This window comes from Agromyces sp. NPDC127015 (genome assembly GCF_042725165.1).
Taxonomy (GTDB): Bacteria; Actinomycetota; Actinomycetes; order Actinomycetales; family Microbacteriaceae; genus Agromyces; species Agromyces chromiiresistens.
Genome location: NZ_JBHXDI010000001.1, coordinates 144,582 through 162,232, shown reverse-complemented (window position 1 = coordinate 162,232; position 17,651 = coordinate 144,582). Strand labels below are relative to the sequence as shown.

Annotated in this window: 20 protein-coding genes; 7 read left to right on the top strand and 13 right to left on the bottom strand. The window is 71.6% G+C overall.

The window, feature by feature from the left end:
- Window positions 1-5 precede the first annotated feature (5 nt).
- Together ACFWGP_RS00680 and ACFWGP_RS00675 are read right to left on the bottom strand one after the other, a co-directional pair.
- A complete protein-coding gene (locus ACFWGP_RS00680; RefSeq protein ID WP_376929909.1) occupies window positions 6-1,097 on the bottom strand; it encodes an AI-2E family transporter in 1,092 nt (363 codons plus the stop codon).
- A 27-nt stretch (window positions 1,098-1,124) separates the two neighbouring features.
- Window positions 1,125-1,631: an SRPBCC family protein gene (locus ACFWGP_RS00675; protein ID WP_231429050.1), complete on the bottom strand. Its 507-nt coding sequence runs from the start codon at window positions 1,629-1,631 to the stop codon at window positions 1,125-1,127.
- Window positions 1,632-1,696: 65 nt separating this feature from the next.
- Between ACFWGP_RS00675 and ACFWGP_RS00670 the strand changes: the two genes are divergently transcribed.
- Complete coding sequence (locus ACFWGP_RS00670) at window positions 1,697-2,059, top strand: hypothetical protein (protein ID WP_231429049.1); 363 nt, start codon at window positions 1,697-1,699, stop codon at window positions 2,057-2,059.
- A gap of 15 nt (window positions 2,060-2,074) precedes the next feature.
- Here ACFWGP_RS00670 and ACFWGP_RS00665 read toward each other — a convergent pair whose 3' ends face one another.
- Window positions 2,075-2,500 (bottom strand): winged helix-turn-helix transcriptional regulator, encoded by a 426-nt coding sequence (locus tag ACFWGP_RS00665; protein ID WP_376929908.1) that lies wholly within the window; start codon window positions 2,498-2,500, stop codon window positions 2,075-2,077.
- Between the two features lie 141 nt (window positions 2,501-2,641).
- On the opposite strand from ACFWGP_RS00665, the gene ACFWGP_RS00660 reads away from it, so the two are divergent.
- Window positions 2,642-3,001 carry a DoxX family protein gene (locus ACFWGP_RS00660; protein WP_231429047.1) on the top strand — a complete coding sequence of 120 codons (360 nt, stop codon included), beginning with the start codon at window positions 2,642-2,644 and terminating at the stop codon, window positions 2,999-3,001.
- A gap of 55 nt (window positions 3,002-3,056) precedes the next feature.
- Window positions 3,057-3,419 carry a DoxX family protein gene (locus tag ACFWGP_RS00655; protein ID WP_231429046.1) on the top strand — a complete coding sequence of 121 codons (363 nt, stop codon included), beginning with the start codon at window positions 3,057-3,059 and terminating at the stop codon, window positions 3,417-3,419.
- A gap of 34 nt (window positions 3,420-3,453) precedes the next feature.
- On the opposite strand, the gene ACFWGP_RS00650 is transcribed toward ACFWGP_RS00655, so the two are convergent.
- Together ACFWGP_RS00650 and ACFWGP_RS00645 are read right to left on the bottom strand one after the other, a co-directional pair.
- Complete coding sequence (locus ACFWGP_RS00650; protein ID WP_376929907.1) at window positions 3,454-4,050, bottom strand: TetR/AcrR family transcriptional regulator; 597 nt, start codon at window positions 4,048-4,050, stop codon at window positions 3,454-3,456.
- Window positions 4,051-4,105: 55 nt separating this feature from the next.
- Window positions 4,106-5,773 (bottom strand): phytoene desaturase family protein, encoded by a 1,668-nt coding sequence (locus ACFWGP_RS00645; protein ID WP_376929906.1) that lies wholly within the window; start codon window positions 5,771-5,773, stop codon window positions 4,106-4,108.
- Window positions 5,774-5,938: 165 nt separating this feature from the next.
- Between ACFWGP_RS00645 and ACFWGP_RS00640 the strand changes: the two genes are divergently transcribed.
- Window positions 5,939-6,103: a hypothetical protein gene (locus ACFWGP_RS00640; RefSeq protein ID WP_231429043.1), complete on the top strand. Its 165-nt coding sequence runs from the start codon at window positions 5,939-5,941 to the stop codon at window positions 6,101-6,103.
- A 6-nt stretch (window positions 6,104-6,109) separates the two neighbouring features.
- On the opposite strand, the gene ACFWGP_RS00635 is transcribed toward ACFWGP_RS00640, so the two are convergent.
- Both ACFWGP_RS00635 and ACFWGP_RS00630 read right to left on the bottom strand, forming a co-directional pair.
- The gene (locus ACFWGP_RS00635; RefSeq protein ID WP_376929905.1) at window positions 6,110-6,892 is read right to left on the bottom strand and encodes an ABC transporter permease; all 783 of its coding nucleotides are present in this window, start codon (window positions 6,890-6,892) and stop codon (window positions 6,110-6,112) included.
- A gap of 29 nt (window positions 6,893-6,921) precedes the next feature.
- A complete protein-coding gene (locus ACFWGP_RS00630; RefSeq protein ID WP_231429041.1) occupies window positions 6,922-7,908 on the bottom strand; it encodes an ATP-binding cassette domain-containing protein in 987 nt (328 codons plus the stop codon).
- Window positions 7,909-7,968: 60 nt separating this feature from the next.
- Here ACFWGP_RS00630 and ACFWGP_RS00625 point away from each other — a divergent pair, with 60 nt between their 5' ends.
- A complete protein-coding gene (locus ACFWGP_RS00625) occupies window positions 7,969-8,952 on the top strand; it encodes a helix-turn-helix transcriptional regulator (protein ID WP_376929904.1) in 984 nt (327 codons plus the stop codon).
- Window positions 8,953-8,962: 10 nt separating this feature from the next.
- On the opposite strand, the gene ACFWGP_RS00620 is transcribed toward ACFWGP_RS00625, so the two are convergent.
- Genes ACFWGP_RS00620 through ACFWGP_RS00610 form a run of 3 tightly spaced genes read right to left on the bottom strand, consistent with a single transcriptional unit; the run spans window position 8,963 to window position 11,138 of the window.
- Window positions 8,963-9,355 carry an META domain-containing protein gene (locus ACFWGP_RS00620; RefSeq protein WP_231429039.1) on the bottom strand — a complete coding sequence of 131 codons (393 nt, stop codon included), beginning with the start codon at window positions 9,353-9,355 and terminating at the stop codon, window positions 8,963-8,965.
- Between the two features lie 54 nt (window positions 9,356-9,409).
- A complete protein-coding gene (locus ACFWGP_RS00615) occupies window positions 9,410-10,180 on the bottom strand; it encodes an META domain-containing protein (protein ID WP_275506024.1) in 771 nt (256 codons plus the stop codon).
- A 49-nt stretch (window positions 10,181-10,229) separates the two neighbouring features.
- Window positions 10,230-11,138, bottom strand: coding sequence for a LysR substrate-binding domain-containing protein (locus ACFWGP_RS00610; RefSeq protein ID WP_231429037.1), 909 nt, complete (start codon window positions 11,136-11,138; stop codon window positions 10,230-10,232).
- Between the two features lie 159 nt (window positions 11,139-11,297).
- Between ACFWGP_RS00610 and ACFWGP_RS00605 the strand changes: the two genes are divergently transcribed.
- Complete coding sequence (locus ACFWGP_RS00605; RefSeq protein ID WP_376929903.1) at window positions 11,298-14,951, top strand: proline dehydrogenase family protein; 3,654 nt, start codon at window positions 11,298-11,300, stop codon at window positions 14,949-14,951.
- Between the two features lie 107 nt (window positions 14,952-15,058).
- Here the strand turns inward: ACFWGP_RS00605 and ACFWGP_RS00600 are convergent, their stop codons facing one another.
- Window positions 15,059-15,343, bottom strand: a complete 285-nt coding sequence (locus ACFWGP_RS00600; RefSeq protein ID WP_275506026.1) for a hypothetical protein — start codon at window positions 15,341-15,343, stop codon at window positions 15,059-15,061.
- 57 nt (window positions 15,344-15,400) lie between these two features.
- Window positions 15,401-15,928: a RimK/LysX family protein gene (locus ACFWGP_RS00595; protein WP_231429034.1), complete on the bottom strand. Its 528-nt coding sequence runs from the start codon at window positions 15,926-15,928 to the stop codon at window positions 15,401-15,403.
- Between the two features lie 18 nt (window positions 15,929-15,946).
- Between ACFWGP_RS00595 and ACFWGP_RS00590 the strand changes: the two genes are divergently transcribed.
- A complete protein-coding gene (locus ACFWGP_RS00590) occupies window positions 15,947-17,140 on the top strand; it encodes a RimK family alpha-L-glutamate ligase (RefSeq protein ID WP_231429033.1) in 1,194 nt (397 codons plus the stop codon).
- 124 nt (window positions 17,141-17,264) lie between these two features.
- Here ACFWGP_RS00590 and ACFWGP_RS00585 read toward each other — a convergent pair whose 3' ends face one another.
- On the bottom strand, window positions 17,265-17,639 hold the full coding sequence (locus ACFWGP_RS00585; protein WP_231429032.1) for a GntR family transcriptional regulator: 375 nt from the start codon (window positions 17,637-17,639) through the stop codon (window positions 17,265-17,267).
- Window positions 17,640-17,651 lie beyond the last annotated feature (12 nt).

Here is a 17,651-nt window from a genome sequence, read left to right as displayed (position 1 = left end):
AATCGCTAGCTGCGCGCCTGCCTCGGGATCACGACCTCGCGGATGATGAGCAGGATGCCCGCCGAGATCGGGATCGCCACGAGGGCGCCGAGCAGGCCGAGCAGCGTGCCGCCCGCGAGGGCGGAGATGAGCACGATCGTGCCGGGCACCTGCACGGCCTTGCCCATCACCTTCGGCGTCAGGATGTACGCCTCGACCTGCATGTAGACGAGCATCGCGATGAGCACGATGATGCCGGCGAGCGGCGAGACGAAGAGCGCGACGATCGTCATGATCACGGTCGTGATGACGGTACCGATGAGCGGGATGAGCGTGATGAAGAACGCGAGCACACCGATGAAGAGGGCGTACTTCACGCCGACTGCCGCGAGCAGGATCGTCGAGAACACGGAGTTGCAGAACGCGAGCACGACCATGCCGCTCAGGTACTTGCCGACCGAGAGCATGATGCGCTCTGCGAGGCTCTCGACCCGGGCTCGGTGGCTCGCGGCCACCAGGGTGTAGCAGGCGCGCTTGGTCGTGTCGAGGGTCGCGATGAAGTAGATCGAGAGCACCACGACGAACACGCCCGTCGAGATGCCGTCGAGCAGTGCGGCGCCGAACTGCAGGGCGCCGCCGCCGATCGCCGCCCACGTGTCGGGGTCGGTGAGCACCCCGCCGACCCACTCGACGATCGACGAGAGCACGCCGTTCGTCGACTCGTCGTACCGCTCGAACCACCCGGAGTCGACCAGGTGGTGGATCTCGGCCGGCATCGTCTTGATGAAGACCGCCGCCTGGTTGACGACCGGCGGCACCACGAGCCACACGATGCCGACCACGACGGCGACGAACAACAGGATGACGGTCACGATCGCGGCGCCCCGAGGCAGCCCCCTGCGCTGGAACCAGCGGATGAGCGGGTCGAGCCCGAGCGCGACGAACGCGGCGATGAACACCGAGAGCACGACGCCCTGCAGCGCGACGAGCGCCGACGCGAGCATGAGCGCGAGCAGCACGCCGAGCGTGACGATGAAGCCCCAGCGCAGCGGGTGGTTGACGAAGAGCCCGTCGCGCGGGCGATCGCGTCGCCGCCGGAGGCGTTCTGCCGTGTTCACGCGCGCCAGTCTAGGGTCGGGCCGGCCTCAGTTGGCGGTGTCGGGCACCTTCAGTTCGCGGTAGTGGGGCGAGAACTGGGGGAAGTAGGTCTCCCACGCGGGCATCGCGGCGCCCGAGCGGGCGGCGATGAGCCGGTCGAGGTAGAAGTCCCAGCCCGGGCCGATGCTCGCCGCGTCCGCCCCGTCCTTCACGCGCTGGCCGAGCGTCAGGGTCGTCATGCCGCCGCCCTCGACGAGGTGGCAGAACACCCGGACCCCGCTCGGTCCCGACCCCGAATCGGCCGTGAACCGGTGGGGTGCCGCGCACTCGAGGATGGAGACGTTCATCCACTCGGCGCCCTCCTCGCTCATCTGGAAGCGCACGCCGCCCGTCGACGGGCTGCCCGTGTAGGTGCCGATCCACGCCTTCATGGCGTTCGGGTTCGTGAGGCTGTACCAGACGTCCTCGATGGGCGCATGGAACAGCCGATCGAACTGCAGGTAGAGCCCGTCGGCCTTCAGCACGTAGTGCCCGGTCGGTTTCGCGGTCATCATCGCCCCCAGTCTTTCGTTCAATTCAGGCTAAGCCCGCGGATGCACGAACCACTAGAGTCGGTGGCATGAGTTCGAAGGGGCGCGTTGCGCACGAAGAGACGATGGACATCACCGAGGGCAAGTCGGGGCTGTGGGGCTGGCTCGCCGGCCTGATCGTGCTCGTCCTCGTCGCCCTGCCGCTGTCGGCCGCGTTCGCATTCGCGACGAACCCGCACACGCAGCAGCTGTTCTCGGGGCGGCTCGAAGAAGTGGGCACCGGCGCCTACCAGACCTTCTGGTGGATCGTGACGCTCTTCCTCGTGGCCGTGCCGATCCTCGTGGGCTACGTCGTCGCGAATCTCTCGGCGAAGTCGCTGGCGATCGCGGGCGCCATCATCGCGCTGTTCGTCATCGCGATCATCGTGCTCGGCCAGATGTTCATCTTCTGACCCCGGCACCGGGTCTCACCCCGTTCGGGTGGATGCCTCGTCGAAGGCGTCGCGGGCGTCGGTGATCTGCTCGTGGTGGGCGGCAGCCCACCCCACGAGTCCGAGCACGGGTTCGGCGAGCGAACGGCCGAGCTCGGTCGCGGCGTACTCGACGCGAGGCGGGATCTCGGCGTAGCTCGTCCGTGAGACGAGTCCGTCGCGCTGCAGGTTGCGCAGGGTCTGCGTGAGCATGCGGTGCGAGATGCCGTCGATGCGGCGCTGCAGTTCGGTGAAGCGCAGCGGTTCGTTGTGAAGCAGCCCGACGACGAGCAGGCTCCACTTGTCGCCGACGCGGGCGAGCACGTCGCGGATGACGTCGCTCGCCTCGTGCTCGACGCTGCACGGCGACGCCGCGGGCGGCAGGCGATCGACGACGGCGTCGGCGGTCAGCGGGGTCGCCATGGTGCTCCTCTCCGGTCGCACGCTGCCCCCGATACGCACCTCGGGGTGCGTGACGCACGGTGAAGTGCGTGGGGGTCGTCGGTTAGAGTCACCGATCGTGCGTTACGCACTGATGGTAACCGACTCGTCTGGAGAAACACCTTGATCATCGCGCTGTGGATCGTCACCGGCCTGCTCGCCCTCCTGTTCGTCATGGCCGGAAGCATGAAGGCGCTGAAGTCGCGCGAGGCCGTGCTCGCCAACATGCCCTGGGTCGAAGACGTCAGCGCCGGCCAGCTGAAGACCATCGGCATCCTCGAGCTGCTCGGCGGCATCGGGCTCGTGCTGCCCGCCGCGACCGGCATCCTCGCCTGGCTCACCCCGACCGCGGCGTTCGCGCTCGCCGTCACCATGGTGTTCGCCGTCGCGCTGCACGTGAAGCGCAAGGAGTCGTTCGTGCCGAGCCTCGTGCTGGGCGTCGTCTCGCTCGTCGTCGGCGTCGGTTGGATCGTGCTCGCCTGAACCGCGGCATCCTCGTGTCTGGTCGCAGGCCATACCATACGGTATGGTATGGAACATGGATGCCGCCCTTCCCGACCCGGTCTGGCCCGTCGTGCTCCTCGCTGCGATCTGCTTCGGCGACGCCCTGCTCTGCCTGAAGCCCGTCGCATTCATCGCGAAGTGCTTCGAGGACGTGGGCTTCCCGAAGAAGTGGTGGTGGGTGATGCCGCCGATCAAGTTCGCCGCCGCCGCGGGGCTCATCGCGGGCATCTGGATTCCGTACCTCGGCGCGCTCACCTGCGCCGCGCTCATCGCCTACTTCCTCGTCGCGATCGGCATGCACGTGCGGGCGCGCGACCTCGGGCGCAACCTGTTCCTCAACGCGACGGGCATGCTCGTGATCTGCCTCGCGACCGGACTCTTCTGCTTCGTGCTCTGACCTGCGGGCCTCCGCCCCGGTGCGCCGGCCGGCCTCAGTCTCCGGCGCCGTCGCCGTCGCCGTCGGCCGTCGGTCCGCCCGCGACCGGGGCGATCTCGAGCAGGAGCTCGTAGACCGCCCGGAGCTCGTCGCTGCTGATCGGCGGCACCGTCGCGGCCGCGCCGACCGAGACGAGGTACGGCACGAGTGCCGCGGTCCGGGCGGCCGCGTCGGATGTCGTCGCCGGCCGCCACACCGCCTGCAGCGCATCGATGATGCGCGCGTCGATGCGCGCCTGCGTCGCCCGCGCATCGTCGTCGGAGTGCGCCCAGGCGCGCACGGCAGCGTCGAGCGCGGTCGGGCGGATCGATGGAGCGCCCGAGATCGCGAGCTCACTGAGCCACGAGAGGGTGGCGCGCGTGCCGCGGGCGCGCTGTGCCGCGATCCCCTCGTCGATCGCGGCGAGGGTGTGCTCCTCGTAGTACGCGAGCAGTGCGTCCTTGTAGGCGCCGGCCCCGGTGAAGTGGTGGTGGAACGACCCCTTCGTCACGCCGAGGCGTGCCGCGAGCCGGTCGATCCGCAGCCCCGGCGCGCCTTCGGTCGCGAGCACCTCGAGCCCCTCGTCGAGCCAGCGCTCGCGTGTCGTCGACATGGAGCCACCGTACCGGAGGGTATGGCGCGGCGCCCCATCCTCAGCCGCCGCGCCCTCAGCCCGCCAGCTCCTCGAGCACGGCCATCGCGGCGTTGTGCCCGCCGATGCCGCTCACCGCGCCGCCGCGGACCGCGCCCGACCCGCACAGGAGCACGCGAGGGTGCCGCGTGGCGACGCCCCACCGCTCGGCCGACGTCGCGAGCGGCGCGCCGTCGTCGGCCCACGGCCACGACAGCGGGCCGTGGAAGATGTTGCCGCCCGGCATGCGCAGCGACTCCTCGAGGTCGAGGGTCGTCTTCGTCTCGATGCACGGCCGGCCCGAGGCATCCTTCGCGATGACGCCCTCGACGGGTTCGGCGAGCACGCTGTCGAGCGAGTCGAGCACCGCCTGCTGCAGCAGCTCGCGCAGCTCGGCGTTGCCGTGGCGTTCGAGCAGGCGGTGCGGCACGTGCAACCCGAAGACGGTGAGCGTGTGCATGCCCGCGGCGGCGAGTTCGGGCGCGAGGATCGACGGATCGCTCAGCGTGTGGCAGTAGATCTCGCACGGCATGGGCGAGGGGATGCCGCCGCGCACGGCTGTCGAGAAGGCGGCGTCGAGCTGCGTCGCGAGCTCGTTGATGTGGAAGGTGCCCGCGAACGCCTGCTCGGCGGCGACGTCTGCGTCGCGCAGCCGGGGCAGCCGCTCGAGCAGCAGGTTGACCTTGACCTGTGCGCCCTCGGGCGCGTGCAGAGCGTGCAGGCGCGCACGCACGACGGGCGGCACCGCGGCGGCATCGGGGTCGCCCGCCTCGACGAGCCGCTCGAGCACGGCGGGCGCGACGTTCGCGAGCACCGTGCCCGCGGTCGCGACCCGTTCGCCGCCGTCGACCCGGTAGCGCACGCGACCGGTCGGGTCGACGGCCACGACCTCGGCGCCGGTCACGAGCCGCGCTCCTGCCGTGCGCGCCGCACGCTCCAGCTCGCCCGAGACCGCGCCCATGCCGCCGATCGGCACGTCCCAGTCGCCGGTGCCGCCGCCGATGACGTGGTAGAGGAAGCACCGGTTCGCGTCGAGCGACGGGTCGTCGAGCGCGGTGAACGTGCCGATGAGCCCGTCGGTCGCGACGACCCCGCGCACGAGGTCGCTCGCGAAGGTCGCGTCGATCGTCTCGCCGAGCGGGCGCTCGACGAACGCATTCCAGACGTCGTCGTCGCCGACGAGCGCGCGGGCCTCGGCGCGGGTCGGCAGCGGCTCGGTCAGGGTGGGGAAGAGGCGCTCGGCCAGCCGTGCGGTGCTTCGATAGAACGCGTCCCAGGCGGCGGCGTCGGCCTGCGCGTCGACGCGCTCGAAGGCGGCGCGGGATGCCTCGGGGCCGGCGTCGCCGTCGACGAGCAGGCCGCGCCCGGGGTCGGCGGGGTCGGGCGTGTACGACGAGAACCGGCGGCGGACGAGCCCGATCTCGAGGCCGAGGTCGTCGACGATTCGCTGCGGCAGCAGGCTCACGAGGTACGAGTAGCGGCTGAGCCGTGCGTCGACGCCCTCGAACGCCTCGGCCGAGACCGCCGCGCCGCCGAGGTGGTCGTCGCGCTCGAGCAGCAGCACGTCGAGGCCGGCGCGGGCGAGGTAGGCGGCGGCCGTGAGGCCGTTGTGGCCTCCGCCGACGATCACGACGTCGTGCGCGGTGAGGGCGGCGGCGGTGGGGGCGGCGGCGGCGGGCTCGGGCGCTGGTCGGGGGAGCGGCATCCTCCGAGCGTAAACGCCCCGGCTGGGGCGGGGGTTCCGCAAACGGCAATGCCGGTTCCGCCTCACATGGGGCGGAACCGGCATTGGCCGAATCGTTACTCCCGGCGGGGTGCCGACGACGGCTGCGGGCGTCACGATGGAGCGAGCATCAACTCGGGAGGCGTCATGATCGGCTCGACTGTGCTCACCTCGTGCGCGACGAACGTCGACTGTCACGACACGGCGGCGGTCACGTTCGATGCGTCCTGGCTGGTCGCGACCCTGCTCGTGCTCGGGGCGGTGATCGTCGTCGCTGCCGTCGTACTGGCGCGTCGAGGTTCGAAGGGCTGAGCGCGCTCAGCGCGCCCGGCGCATCGCGCGCACGCCGACGACGACACCCACCGCGCACGTGACGATCGCGGCGATCGCGCCGCCGACGACGGCGGGGGCTCCGAAGTCGCCGGCGAGCAGCGCCCGCTCGGCGCCGACGAGGTAGCTCAGCGGGTTCACGGCAGCGGCCACCTTCATCCAGCCGGGGCCGTCGTCGAGCGGCAGCAGCATGCCCGAGAGGATCATGAGCGGGAAGAGCAGCGTCTGGTGCACCATCCAGAACATCCAGTCGCGGTTCCGGCAGGCGAGCGCGAGCGTGTAGCTCAGTGCACCGAAGCCGATGCCGAACACCGCGAGCACGAGCAGGCCGGCCACGAGCCCTGCCGCGTTCACGCTGAACCCGAACGGCACGGCGACGAGCACGACGATCGTGCCCTGGATGACGAGGGGCACGACCTCCTTCAGGGCGCGGCCGACGAGCAGGGCGCTCCGCGAGAGCGGGGCGACGAGGGTGCGCTCGTGCGAGCCGGTCTGCATCTCGAACAGCAGGTTCGCCCCGGTCGAGGCGGTGCCGAAGAGGGCGACCATGACGAGGATGCCGGGCACGAACCACTGCAGCGTGCCTGCGACGTCGCCGCCGGCGGCGCCGATGAGCAGCGGCCCGAAGAGCCCGAGGAAGACGAGCGGCTGCACGAGCGAGAACACGACGCTGAACGGGTCTCGGATGAGGGGCTTCGACTCGCGCACGAAGACGGCGGCGGTGTCGTGGACGAAGCCCGTGGGGCGGGCGGTGGGTGCGGTGGTGGTCATGAGAGCGGTCCCTTCAGGTGATCGTGCGGTCAGACGGTGGCGAGTTCGGCGGGCTCGGCGTGCGCCGCCTCTTCGCGGAGACTGCGGCCGGTGAGGGCGAGGAAGACGTCGTCGAGGGTCGGCTGCCGGTGCGTGGCGGCGACGACCTCGATCCCGGCGTCCGACAGGTCGCGGATGTAGCGGGGCAGCGCCCGGTCGCCGCCCGGTGCCGTGACGGCGACGACCCTCGGGTCGGCCGGGTCGGGCTCGGCGCCGATGCGGGCGGCTGCGGCCGCGGCATCCGCGGCGGTGTCGAACGCGAGCGTGACGCGGTCGCCCGCGAGCGACGACTTGAGCGCCCCTGCCGTGTCGTCGGCGATGACCGAGCCGTGGTCCATGACCATGACGCGCTCGGCGAGCTGGTCGGCCTCGTCGAGGTAGTGCGTCGTGAGGAAGATCGTGGTGCCGGTCTCGCGGCGGAGCTCGACGATGTGCTGCCAGAGGTTGGCCCGGCTGTGCGGGTCGAGGCCCGTCGACGGCTCGTCGAGGAACAGCAGCCCGGGCCGGTGGATGAGCCCGAGCGCGATGTCGAGCCGGCGCTTCTGCCCGCCCGAGAGCTGCTGCACGGTGCGGTTCGCGACCTGGCCGAGCTCGAGCGACTCGATGAGCTCGGCCGCGCGGGCGCGGGTCTCTCGGCGGCCGAGCCCGTAGAACGCGCCCTGCGCGTGCAGTTCGTCGCGCACGCGCTGGGTGTGCCCGCCGGAGCTGCCCTGGCCGACGTAGCCGATACGGCGGCGAACCCCGGCCGCGTCGGTGCGGATGTCGCATCCGGCGACCGTGGCCCCACCGCTCGTCGCGGGCAGGAGGGTCGTGAGCATGCGGAGCGTCGTCGACTTTCCGGCGCCGTTCGGGCCGAGGAACGCGACGAGCTCGCCCTCGCCGACGGCGAGGTCTAGGGAACGGACGGCCTCGACGGTCTGCCCCTTGGAGCGGAACGTCTTCGTGAGGCCCTGTGCGGTGATCATCTGGTTCGTCATGCGGCCAGTCTCTCGAGGCATCCGGTCACTTTCTGTCCGCATTAGAGGGAGAATCGGAACATGGCCGCGACCACCTCGAGAACCCTCGAACTGCTCTCCCTCCTGCAGAGCCACCGGCACTGGTCGGCGCGCGAACTCACGGGCCGGCTCGGCGTCAGCGAGCGAACGCTCCGACGCGACGTCGAACGGCTGCGCGAGCTCGGCTACGGCATCGAATCGGTGCGCGGCAGCGCCGGAGGCTATCGGCTCGAAGCGGGTACGGGACTGCCGCCGCTGCTGCTCACCGACGACGAGGGCGTCGCGATCGCGCTCGGCCTGCGCTCGCAGGCGACGGCCGGGCTGCGCGGCGCCGAGCACACGACGCTCTCGGCGCTCGCGAAGATCGAGCAGGTGCTGCCGCCCGCGCTGCGCCGGCGCATCGAGGCGCTGCAGTCGCACACGGCGGTCGGCGTCGGCGTGGGCGGGTGGAACCGCTCGGGCCGTCCGGCACCCGAGGTCGACGCCGAACTGCTCGGACTGCTCGCCCTGTCGTGCCGCGACGGCGAGCGGCTGCGGTTCAAGTACACGGATGCCTCGGGGCAGGGGTCCGCCCGCAGCGTCGAACCGTACCGGCTCGTGCCCGTCGCCCGTCGCTGGTACCTGCTCGCGTGGGACCGCGATCGCGACGACTGGCGCACGTTCCGGCTCGACCGCATCAGCGACGTGTTCCCGACCAGGGTGCGCTTCGAGCCGCGTGCGCTGACCGAGGAGGATGCGCGCGAGCGCGTCGAACGCGCGGTGCGCTACCGGCGCCGCAGCATCGAGGCGCGCGTGATCGTCGAGCTTCCGCGCGCCGAGCTCGTCGAGCACCTCGGCTGGTACGGGCGCGAGGTCCAGGCCGTCGATGAGGCGCACTGCGCGTGGCCGCTCGAGGCCGAGTCGGTCGAGGCGCTCGCGATGGCCCTCATGTGGATTCCTCCGGGCGTGCGCTACCGCGTCGAAGGGCCGGAGCTGGCCGAGTTCCTCGGCCGGCAGGCCGAACGCTTCGCGCAGGCCACCGCCTGAGCGGGCGCGCTCAGTCGGAGCGTTCGAGGGTGCCGATCTCGTAGCCGTCCTGGCCGAGCACGGTCATCGTGTCGTCGGCGATCGTGGCCTCGTTCAGCCCCGCGAGCCAGGTGTCGACGCCTTCGCACGCCATCTGGGTGACGGCGACGTCTTCGAAGTGGACGTGGTCGGACTCGTCGACCGTCCAGGTGCCGCTCAGCCGGTTGCAGCCGTCGGTGCCGCTGAAGTCGCCGCCCTCGTCGAGGGTGAGCGAGGGTGAAGCCGTGTCGGTCGCATCGCCCCAGGTGCCGGTCGGGTCGATGGAGCCTCCCTGCACCGACCCCTCCTCCCCGAGGCATCCGGTCAACAGGAGCAGCATGACCGCTGCGCCTGCACCGAGCGCGACCCTCCGAGTGATGGTCATGCCGGTCAGGGTAGTGGCCCGGCGGGTCGGCCGCCATGCCCAGAAGTGGGCTGCCTACGCCGTGCGGGGGAGCGTCGCGACCACGGCGTCGTGATCGTCGTGGACGGTGAGGGTGTCGCCGTCGACCTTGGCCCAGTCGAGCTTCGCGAGCGACTGGTCGACGCCCTCGCAGGCCATCATCGTGGACGCCATCCGGTCGAACTCGATCGTGCCGTCGTCGTCGGGCTCCCACGAACCGGTGAGCGAGTTGCAGCCGTCGCTGCCCGTGACGGTGCCGTCGGCGGCGATCACGAGGAACGGCTGCTGCGGCGCATCGGTGCCCCAGGTGCCGACGAACGCGCTCGCCGCTCCCGACGCCGCCGGGTCGTCGCCCGCGACGGCCGGCTCGTCGGAGGTGCGTTCGAGCGTGCCGAGCTCGACGTCGTCGTCGCCGAGCACCGTCATCGTGTCGCCGTCGATCGTCGCCTCGTCGAGTGCCGAGAGCCAGGTGTCGACGCCCTCGCAGGCCATCCGTGTCGAGGCGACGTCGTCGAACTCGATGCGGCCGGCGCCCTGGTCCTCCCAGCGGCCGGTGAGCCGGTTGCAGCCGTCGGTGCCGGTGAGCGTGCCGTCGGCGGCGAGCGAGAGCGACGGCGCCGTGGTGTCGGTCGGGTCGCCCCACGTGCCGACGGCGCTCGCCGGGCTCGGGCTCGGCGACGAGTCATCCGACCCGCCCGGGCTCGCGCACGCGGACACCAGGGCGACGGTCATGACGGCGATGATCGCCGCGCCGGTTCGCATGAGCGGGCGGCGCGGGGCGCGGTTCCGGAGCGTCAGCGGTTCCATGCGCCGAGCGTAGCCCTCGGTGGGGCTCGCCGTGCCGCGCCGTGCCGCGTCAGTCGGCGGCGGGCGTCGCGGTCGCGCGGGCCGCGCGGGCGAGTGCGTCGCGGCACGCGACGACGGCCGGCCGGGCGGCGGCGGCGTGCCGCGTCGACGTGAAGACCTCGCGCTCGGGGTGCCCCGGCAGGTCGACGAGGCGCACGCTCGGCGCCTCGCCCGCCCACACGAGGTCGGGCAGGAGCCCGGCGGCGTTGCCCGACCGGATGAGCCGGATGTGCGCCATGAGGTCGGCGGTCTCGAACCGCACGTCGGGTTCGAAGCCCGCCTCGCGGCAGAGCTGCTCGGCCCACTCTCGAGACGCCGTGCCGGCAGGCTCGAGCACCCAGGGCATGCTCGCGGCGGTCTTGAGCCCGGCGGGGCGCGACGCGGGGTGCGGCGGCAGTGCGAGCCGGATGGCGTCGGCGGCGAGGTGCACCCGGTCGAGCTCTTCGCGGTGCGCGCGCGTGTGCCCCGGGTACTGCTCGGCGATGACGAGGTCGAAGTCGCGCGCGGCGACCTCGAAGAGCCCGACGTCGGGTTCGCGCTCGGTGATCTCGACCCGCAGCGCGGGGTGCTCGGCGCGCAGCAGGGTGAGCGCCTGCGGCACGACCGCGTGCGCCGCCGACTGGAACACCGCGATGCGCACGGTGCCGCCGACCGAGGTGAGCGAGCGGGCGACGTCGGCCTCGGCCTCCTCGAGCCGGTCGAGCACCGCGCGCGCGTGCTCGACGAGCACGAGCGCCTGCGGCGTGAGCTGCACGCGCCGGCCGACCTGCACGAGCAGCGGCACGCCGGCCTCGCGTTCGAGCTGGCTGAGCTGCTGCGACACGGAGGAGGGGCTGTACGAGAGGGCCTCGGCGACTGCGGCGAGCGTGCCGCGCTGGCTCAGTTCGACCAGCAGGCGCAGGCGGCGCACATCGAGCATGGGGGCCTCCGGGGGCATCCGAGCAATCGTTCGGTTTCCCTGAATAGTATGCATCGGAATCGTTCGCTGTACCTGACGGATGTCGCGGCGCACACTTATCTCGAGAGGCGCGCGACAACCCCCGGCGTGCCCGAAGCAAAGGACACTACCCTCGTGACCATGTCGAACGCCGCCACTGACGCACGGCCGGATACCGATCACGTCGTCGCCCTCGTGCGCCGCTGGCTCGAAGAGAGCGCGAATCACCCCGTCGACCCCGCCGCCGAGCGTCTCGCCGGCGTGCTGAAAGACCCGAACGGCCTCGCGTTCACCGTCGGCTTCGTCGACGGCGTCATGCGCCCCGAAGACCTCGGCGTCGCCGGCCGCAACCTCGCCCAGGTCGCGAAGCTCACCCCGAAGTTCCTGCCGTGGTACCTGAAGGCCGCGATCCGCCTCGGCGGGATCGTCGCGCCCGTGCTGCCGTGGGTCGTCATCCCGATCGCGCGCCGCGTGCTGCGCGCCATGGTCGGCCACCTCGTGCTCGACGCCACCCCGGCGAAGCTCGGGCCGGCGATCGCGAAGCTGCGCGAGTCGGGCAACCGGCTGAACCTCAATCTCCTCGGCGAGGCCGTGCTGGGTGAGGACGAGGCCGACCGGCGCCTCACGGGCACCTACGAGTTCCTCGCGCGCGACGACGTCGACTACGTGTCGATCAAGGTGTCGTCGGTCGTCAGCCAGCTCTCGATGTGGTCGTTCGACGAGGCGGTCGCGAAGGTCGTCGCGAAGCTCACCCCGCTCTACGAGCTCGCGGCCGCCGGCAGCGCGAAGGGCACGGCGAAGTTCATCAACCTCGACATGGAGGAGTACCGCGACCTCGACCTCACGATCGCGGTCTTCACGACCCTGCTCGACCAGCCGCAGCTGCGCGGTCTCGAGGCCGGCATCGTGCTGCAGACCTACCTGCCCGACGCGCTCGGCGCCATGCAGGAGCTCACCGCGTGGGCGCAGGCCCGGCGCGCCGCGGGCGGCGCGCCGATCAAGGTGCGCATCGTGAAGGGTGCGAACCTCGCCATGGAGCAGGTCGACGCGGCCGTGCACGACTGGCCGCTCGCGACCTACTCGTCGAAGCAGGACTCCGACACGAACTACAAGCGGGTGCTCGACTGGTCGATGACCCCCGAGCGCGCCGACGCGGTGAAGCTCGGCGTCGCCGGTCACAACCTCTTCGACGTGGCCCACGCCTGGCTCACCGCGCGCGAGCGCGGCGTCGAGAGCCGGGTCGAGTTCGAGATGCTGCTCGGCATGGCGACCGGCCAGGCCGAGGCGGTGCGCGGCGATGTCGGCAACCTGCTGCTCTACACGCCCGTCGTGAACCCCTCCGAGTTCGACGTCGCGATCGCGTACCTGATCCGCCGCCTCGAGGAGAACGCGAGCCAGGAGAACTTCATGTCGGCCGTGTTCGAGCTCGGCGCAGACCGGCGCCTGTTCGAGCGCGAGCGCGAACGGTACCAGCGCTCGCTCGACGCCCTCGAGGCCTCGAACGGGGATGCCGCGGTGCCGTCGCCGAACCGCACCCAGAACCGCCGCACCGAGTGGGAGGGCGACGCGCTCGCCACGGCGATGGCCGCCTCCGACGCACCCGCACCGGGCAGCGAGCACGAGGGATCGCTCACGAGCGTGGTGCTCGGCATCACGCGCGGGTCGGCGGGTGACGAGCTCGTCTCGCCCGAGGCATCCGCGTCGGCATCGGCCGATGCGCCCGGAGCGGTGGCCGGTCCGGGCGTGACCCCCGGGTTCCGCAACGAGCCCGACACCGACCCCGCCCTCGCGGCGAACCGCGAATGGGGCCGCCGGATCCTCGCCAAGGTGCCCGACACGAAGCTCGGCCTCGACGCCGTCGCGGCCGCTCGCGTCGACGACGAGGCGACGCTCGAGCGCATCATCGAGACCGTCGCGGCGAACGGCAAGGCCTGGGGCGAACTGCCCGGCGCCGAGCGCGCCGCCGTGCTGCACCGCGCGGGCCTCGCGCTCGCCGCGAACCGCGACCGGCTCATCGAGATCATGGCCGCCGAGACGGGCAAGACCATCGCCGAGGCCGACCCCGAGATCAGCGAGGCCATCGACTTCGCGCACTACTACGCCGAGCGCGCCCGCGAGCTCGACCACGTGCAGGGCGCGACCTTCGTGCCGTCTCGCCTGACGGTCGTCACGCCACCGTGGAACTTCCCGGTCGCGATCCCGGCCGGCGGCGTGCTCGCGGCGCTCGCCGCGGGCTCGGGTGTCATCATCAAGCCCGCGAAGCTCGCGCAGCGCTCGGGCGCCGTCATGGTCGAGGCGCTGTGGGAGGCCGGCATCCCCAAGGACCTGCTCGCCCTCGTCGACATCGGCGAACGCGAGCTCGGCAAGCAGCTCGTCTCGCACCCGACGGTCGACCGCGTCATCCTCACGGGTGCGTACGAGACGGCGCAGTTGTTCCGCTCGTTCCGCGAGGACCTGCCCCTGCTCGCCGAGACGAGCGGGAAGAACGCGATCATCGTCACCCCGTCGGCCGACCTCGACCTCGCGGCCTCCGACGTCGTGAAGAGCGCCTTCGGCCACGCCGGCCAGAAGTGCTCGGCGGCCTCCCTCGTCATCCTCGTCGGGTCGGTCGCGAAGTCCGAGCGGTTCCGCCGCCAGCTCGTCGACGCGGCGACCTCGCTGCGGGTCGGCTACCCGGCCGATGCGCAGAGCCAGATGGGCCCGATCATCGAGCCCGCGAACGGCAAGCTGCTGAACGCGCTCACCGAGCTCGGCATCGGCGAGGAGTGGCTCGTCGAGCCCAAGCAGCTCGACGACACCGGCAAGCTGTGGTCGCCCGGCGTGAAGACGGGGGTCGCGCCCGGCTCGTACTTCCACCTCACCGAGTTCTTCGGCCCGGTGCTCGGCATCATGCACGCGAAGGACCTCGACGAGGCGATCCGCTTCCAGAACGCCGTCGACTACGGCCTCACGGCGGGCCTGCACTCGCTCGACTCGGAGGAGCTCGCGACCTGGCTCGACCGCGTCGAGGCGGGCAACCTCTACGTCAACCGCGGCATCACCGGGGCGATCGTGCAGCGCCAGCCCTTCGGCGGCTGGAAGAAGTCGGCCGTCGGCGCCGGTGCCAAGGCCGGCGGCCCGAACTACCTGTTCGGCCTCGGCGACTGGGTGCCCGAGCACGGCAGCGCCTCGAAGTCGCTGCACCTGCGCGGCCTCGAGCGCCGCGTGACCGAGCTCATCGAGGCGGCGCAGTCGGCCCTCGACTACGACTCGTTCGAGGTGCTGCGACGGTCGGCACTGTCGGACGAGGTCGCCTGGGCCGAGGAGTACGGCACGACGCGGGACGTCTCGGGCCTCGGCGTCGAGCGCAACGTGTTCCGCTACCGGACGCTGCCGGTCGCCGTGCGTATCGGTGAGCAGGCGACCCTGGCCGAGGGTCTGCGGGTCATCGCGGCGGGACTGCTCGCGAAGGCGCCGTTCACGGTCTCGAGCGGCGTCGAGCTGCCCAAGAACGTGCGCACGGTGCTCGCCGCCCGCGACGTGCGGGTCGTGCGCGAGAACGACCGCGACTGGCTCGAGCGGGTGCGCGCCAACCGCGCGAACGCGCTGGGCGGCGCCAGCCGCGTGCGGCTCGTCGGCGGGGATGCCTCGGCGCTGGCGTCGGCGCTCGGCGGTTCGCCCGACGTGGCCGTGTGGTCGCACCCCGTGACCCCGTCGGGCCGCGTGGAGCTGCTGCCGTTCCTCCACGAGCAGGCGATCTCGATCACCAATCACCGCTTCGGCAACCCGACGACCCTCTCCGACGGGGTCATCTGAGCCGAGTTCGGTCAGTTGCAGGATGAGCCGGTCGGCACCTTCGTATGAGACGGTGCTCGCCGGCTCATCCTGCAACTTTCGACCACCGCGGCCTCGAAAGCACTCAGTCACCGCGGCGATCGCCGCGGTGCGGGAGTCGAGCCGTCCTCGACCTCCCATTCCGCTCGCGACCAGTGCGTCGGGAGCTCGCCGGTGGTTCGGCGGTGTAGCGCGCCCTGTTCATCGATCTCGATGTGCAGCGTCCGCGTATGCAGCCGGTACGTCGGCACTCCGGACAGCCAGTAGAGCGGATTGATCAGCTCGATGAGCATCCGCCAGCCGGGCGGGGTGGCGACATGGGTCATCGTCAGCTCGAACGCCGATTGCCGGGCCACATCCCAGCCCTGATTCATCCTGAGCAGCATCTCGCGGCGCAGTGCGGCGGTTCGCGCCCCCTCGTTCACGGCGAGTCAGCGCCCGCGGTTGCGGCGGCGGATGCCTCGGGGCGCGCGCCCGCCGACGAACGACTGCGCCGAGTCGACGACGAAGCCCTGTCGCAGCGCCTCGCGGCCGATGAGCATGCGGAAGCCCATCTCGTCGCGATTCGTGAGCGTGACCTCGGCCGTCACGGTGCGGCCCTGCAGCACGACGTCCATGAGCACGACGATGCGCTCCTCCGAGTGGCCCGACGAGCTCCGCACCTGGCGGCGATCGTGCACCGGCAGTTCGACGACGACCGCGTCGTCCTCGCTCTCCTGCCACGGGTGCACGCCGAAGCGCACGCGTCCGAGCGGGGCGTCGGCCGAGGCATCCGACCCTTCGGCGGGCTCGGCCGACGGCGACGGCAGCTCCTCGACGTCGAACGCGTGCAGCGACGAACTCCGCGCGCCCGTGTCGAGCTTCGCCTTGATCCATGGCACCCCGAGTGCGGGCAGCGAAACCCATTCGCGCCATCCTGCGATGGTGCTTGAATGGGAGGTCTCAGTCACATCGTCCATCTTGGCAGGGCACCACGCATGAAACTTGCGATCCTCTCGCGCGCGCCGCAGGCGTACTCGACCCAGCGGCTGCGCGCGGCCGCGCAGCAGCGCGGGCACCAGGTGAAGGTGCTCAACACGCTGCGGTTCGCGATCGACCTCGCCGGGCCCGAGCCCGACCTGCAGTTCCGCGGGCGCCAGCTGAGCGACTACGACGCGATCCTGCCGCGCATCGGCAACTCGATCACGTACTTCGGCACGGCCGTCGTGCGCCAGTTCGAGCAGATGGACGTGTACACGCCGAACACGGCGAACGGCATCTCGAACGCCCGCGACAAGCTGCGCGCGAACCAGATCCTCTCGCGGCACAACATCGCCCTGCCGCCGACCGCGTTCGTGCGCAACCGGGCCGACGTGCGGCCCGCGATCGAGCGCGTCGGCGGTGCGCCGGTCGTCATCAAGCTGCTCGAGGGCACGCAGGGCATCGGCGTCATCCTCGCCCCGCAGGTCAAGGTCGCCGAGGCGATCATCGAGACGCTGCACTCGACCAAGCAGAACGTGCTGATCCAGAAGTTCATCGCCGAGAGCCGCGGCCGCGACATCCGCGCCCTCGTCGTCGGCGACCGCGTGGTCGCCGCGATGCGACGCGTGGCGGCGGGCGACGAGTTCCGTTCGAACGTGCACCGCGGCGGCACCGTCGAACCCGTCGAGCTCGCGCCCGAGTACGAGCTCGCGGCCGTGCGCTCCGCGCAGATCATGGGGCTCAAGGTCGCCGGCGTCGACATGCTCGAGGGCGACGAGGGCCCCCTCGTGATGGAGGTCAACTCCTCGCCGGGCCTGCAGGGCATCGAGACGGCGACGAACCTCGACGTCGCGGGCGCGATCATCGACTACATCGCCAACCAGGTCGCGTTCCCCGAGATCGACGTACGCCAGCGACTCACCGTCTCGACCGGTTACGGCGTCGCCGAGCTGCTCGTGCACGGCAACGCCGACCTCGTCGGCAAGACGCTCGGCGAATCGGGCCTGTGGGAACGCGACATCACCGTGCTGACGCTGCACCGCGGCACGACCGTCATCCCGAACCCGCGCAAGGGCGTCGTGCTCGAGGCCGACGACCGGCTGCTCTGCTTCGGCAAGCTCGAGGAGATGCGGTCGATGATCCCCGAGCGCCGGCGCCGCCGGGCGAAGGTGCGCAAGCTCCCGAAGCAGCCGCTGCAGCAGAGCGAGTAGCGCGCGCCGCGCAGGGCACGCCTTCGCTCGTCGCCGCCAGCCTCCGCCCGGCGCTGTCCACGGGTCTTCCCGCATCGTGAAGTCGCGCATGCTGCGCCGCGGCCGGAGTGTTGGGCGTGGGCGGTCAGCCCGCGTCGAGTGCGGCGGCGACGATCGAGCGGGCGGCGGATGCCTCGACGCCGAGCCGCTTCGCGAGCGCGGCGTAGTCGGCGGCGGCGGCCTGCAGGGCTCGTTCGGCAGGGTCGCCGTGCTCGGCGACGAAGGTGCCGTTGCGGCCCCGGCCCTCGACGACGCCGTCGGCCTCGAGCGCCTTGTACGCCTTCGCGACGGTGTTCACCGCGAGGCCGAGCTGCTCGGCGAGGGCGCGCACGGTCGGCAGCTTCGTGCCGGGGGCCGCACGGCCGGTGCGCACCGCCTCGACGACGGCCGCGTGCAGCTGCTCGTACGGCGGCAGGGACGAGGGCTGATCGATCGAGATGCTCAGGCTCGAGGCATCCATGTCGTGGCCGAG

Bases quoted from the DNA above. Each gene is read 5' to 3' on its own strand.
- ACFWGP_RS00675 (WP_231429050.1), bottom strand. From the start codon at position 1,631: ATGATGACCGCGAAACCGACCGGGCACTACGTGCTGAAGGCCGACGGG.
- ACFWGP_RS00670 (WP_231429049.1), top strand. From the start codon at position 1,697: ATGAGTTCGAAGGGGCGCGTTGCGCACGAAGAGACGATGGACATCACC.
- ACFWGP_RS00665 (WP_376929908.1), bottom strand. From the start codon at position 2,500: ATGGCGACCCCGCTGACCGCCGACGCCGTCGTCGATCGCCTGCCGCCC.
- ACFWGP_RS00655 (WP_231429046.1), top strand. From the start codon at position 3,057: ATGGATGCCGCCCTTCCCGACCCGGTCTGGCCCGTCGTGCTCCTCGCT.
- ACFWGP_RS00650 (WP_376929907.1), bottom strand. From the start codon at position 4,050: ATGTCGACGACACGCGAGCGCTGGCTCGACGAGGGGCTCGAGGTGCTC.
- ACFWGP_RS00645 (WP_376929906.1), bottom strand. From the start codon at position 5,773: ATGCCGCTCCCCCGACCAGCGCCCGAGCCCGCCGCCGCCGCCCCCACC.
- ACFWGP_RS00640 (WP_231429043.1), top strand. From the start codon at position 5,939: ATGATCGGCTCGACTGTGCTCACCTCGTGCGCGACGAACGTCGACTGT.
- ACFWGP_RS00635 (WP_376929905.1), bottom strand. From the start codon at position 6,892: ATGACCACCACCGCACCCACCGCCCGCCCCACGGGCTTCGTCCACGAC.
- ACFWGP_RS00630 (WP_231429041.1), bottom strand. From the start codon at position 7,908: ATGACGAACCAGATGATCACCGCACAGGGCCTCACGAAGACGTTCCGC.
- ACFWGP_RS00625 (WP_376929904.1), top strand. From the start codon at position 7,969: ATGGCCGCGACCACCTCGAGAACCCTCGAACTGCTCTCCCTCCTGCAG.
- ACFWGP_RS00620 (WP_231429039.1), bottom strand. From the start codon at position 9,355: ATGACCATCACTCGGAGGGTCGCGCTCGGTGCAGGCGCAGCGGTCATG.
- ACFWGP_RS00615 (WP_275506024.1), bottom strand. From the start codon at position 10,180: ATGGAACCGCTGACGCTCCGGAACCGCGCCCCGCGCCGCCCGCTCATG.
- ACFWGP_RS00610 (WP_231429037.1), bottom strand. From the start codon at position 11,138: ATGCTCGATGTGCGCCGCCTGCGCCTGCTGGTCGAACTGAGCCAGCGC.
- ACFWGP_RS00605 (WP_376929903.1), top strand. From the start codon at position 11,298: ATGTCGAACGCCGCCACTGACGCACGGCCGGATACCGATCACGTCGTC.
- ACFWGP_RS00600 (WP_275506026.1), bottom strand. From the start codon at position 15,343: ATGAATCAGGGCTGGGATGTGGCCCGGCAATCGGCGTTCGAGCTGACG.
- ACFWGP_RS00595 (WP_231429034.1), bottom strand. From the start codon at position 15,928: ATGGACGATGTGACTGAGACCTCCCATTCAAGCACCATCGCAGGATGG.
- ACFWGP_RS00590 (WP_231429033.1), top strand. From the start codon at position 15,947: ATGAAACTTGCGATCCTCTCGCGCGCGCCGCAGGCGTACTCGACCCAG.
- ACFWGP_RS00585 (WP_231429032.1), bottom strand. From the start codon at position 17,639: ATGGATGCCTCGAGCCTGAGCATCTCGATCGATCAGCCCTCGTCCCTG.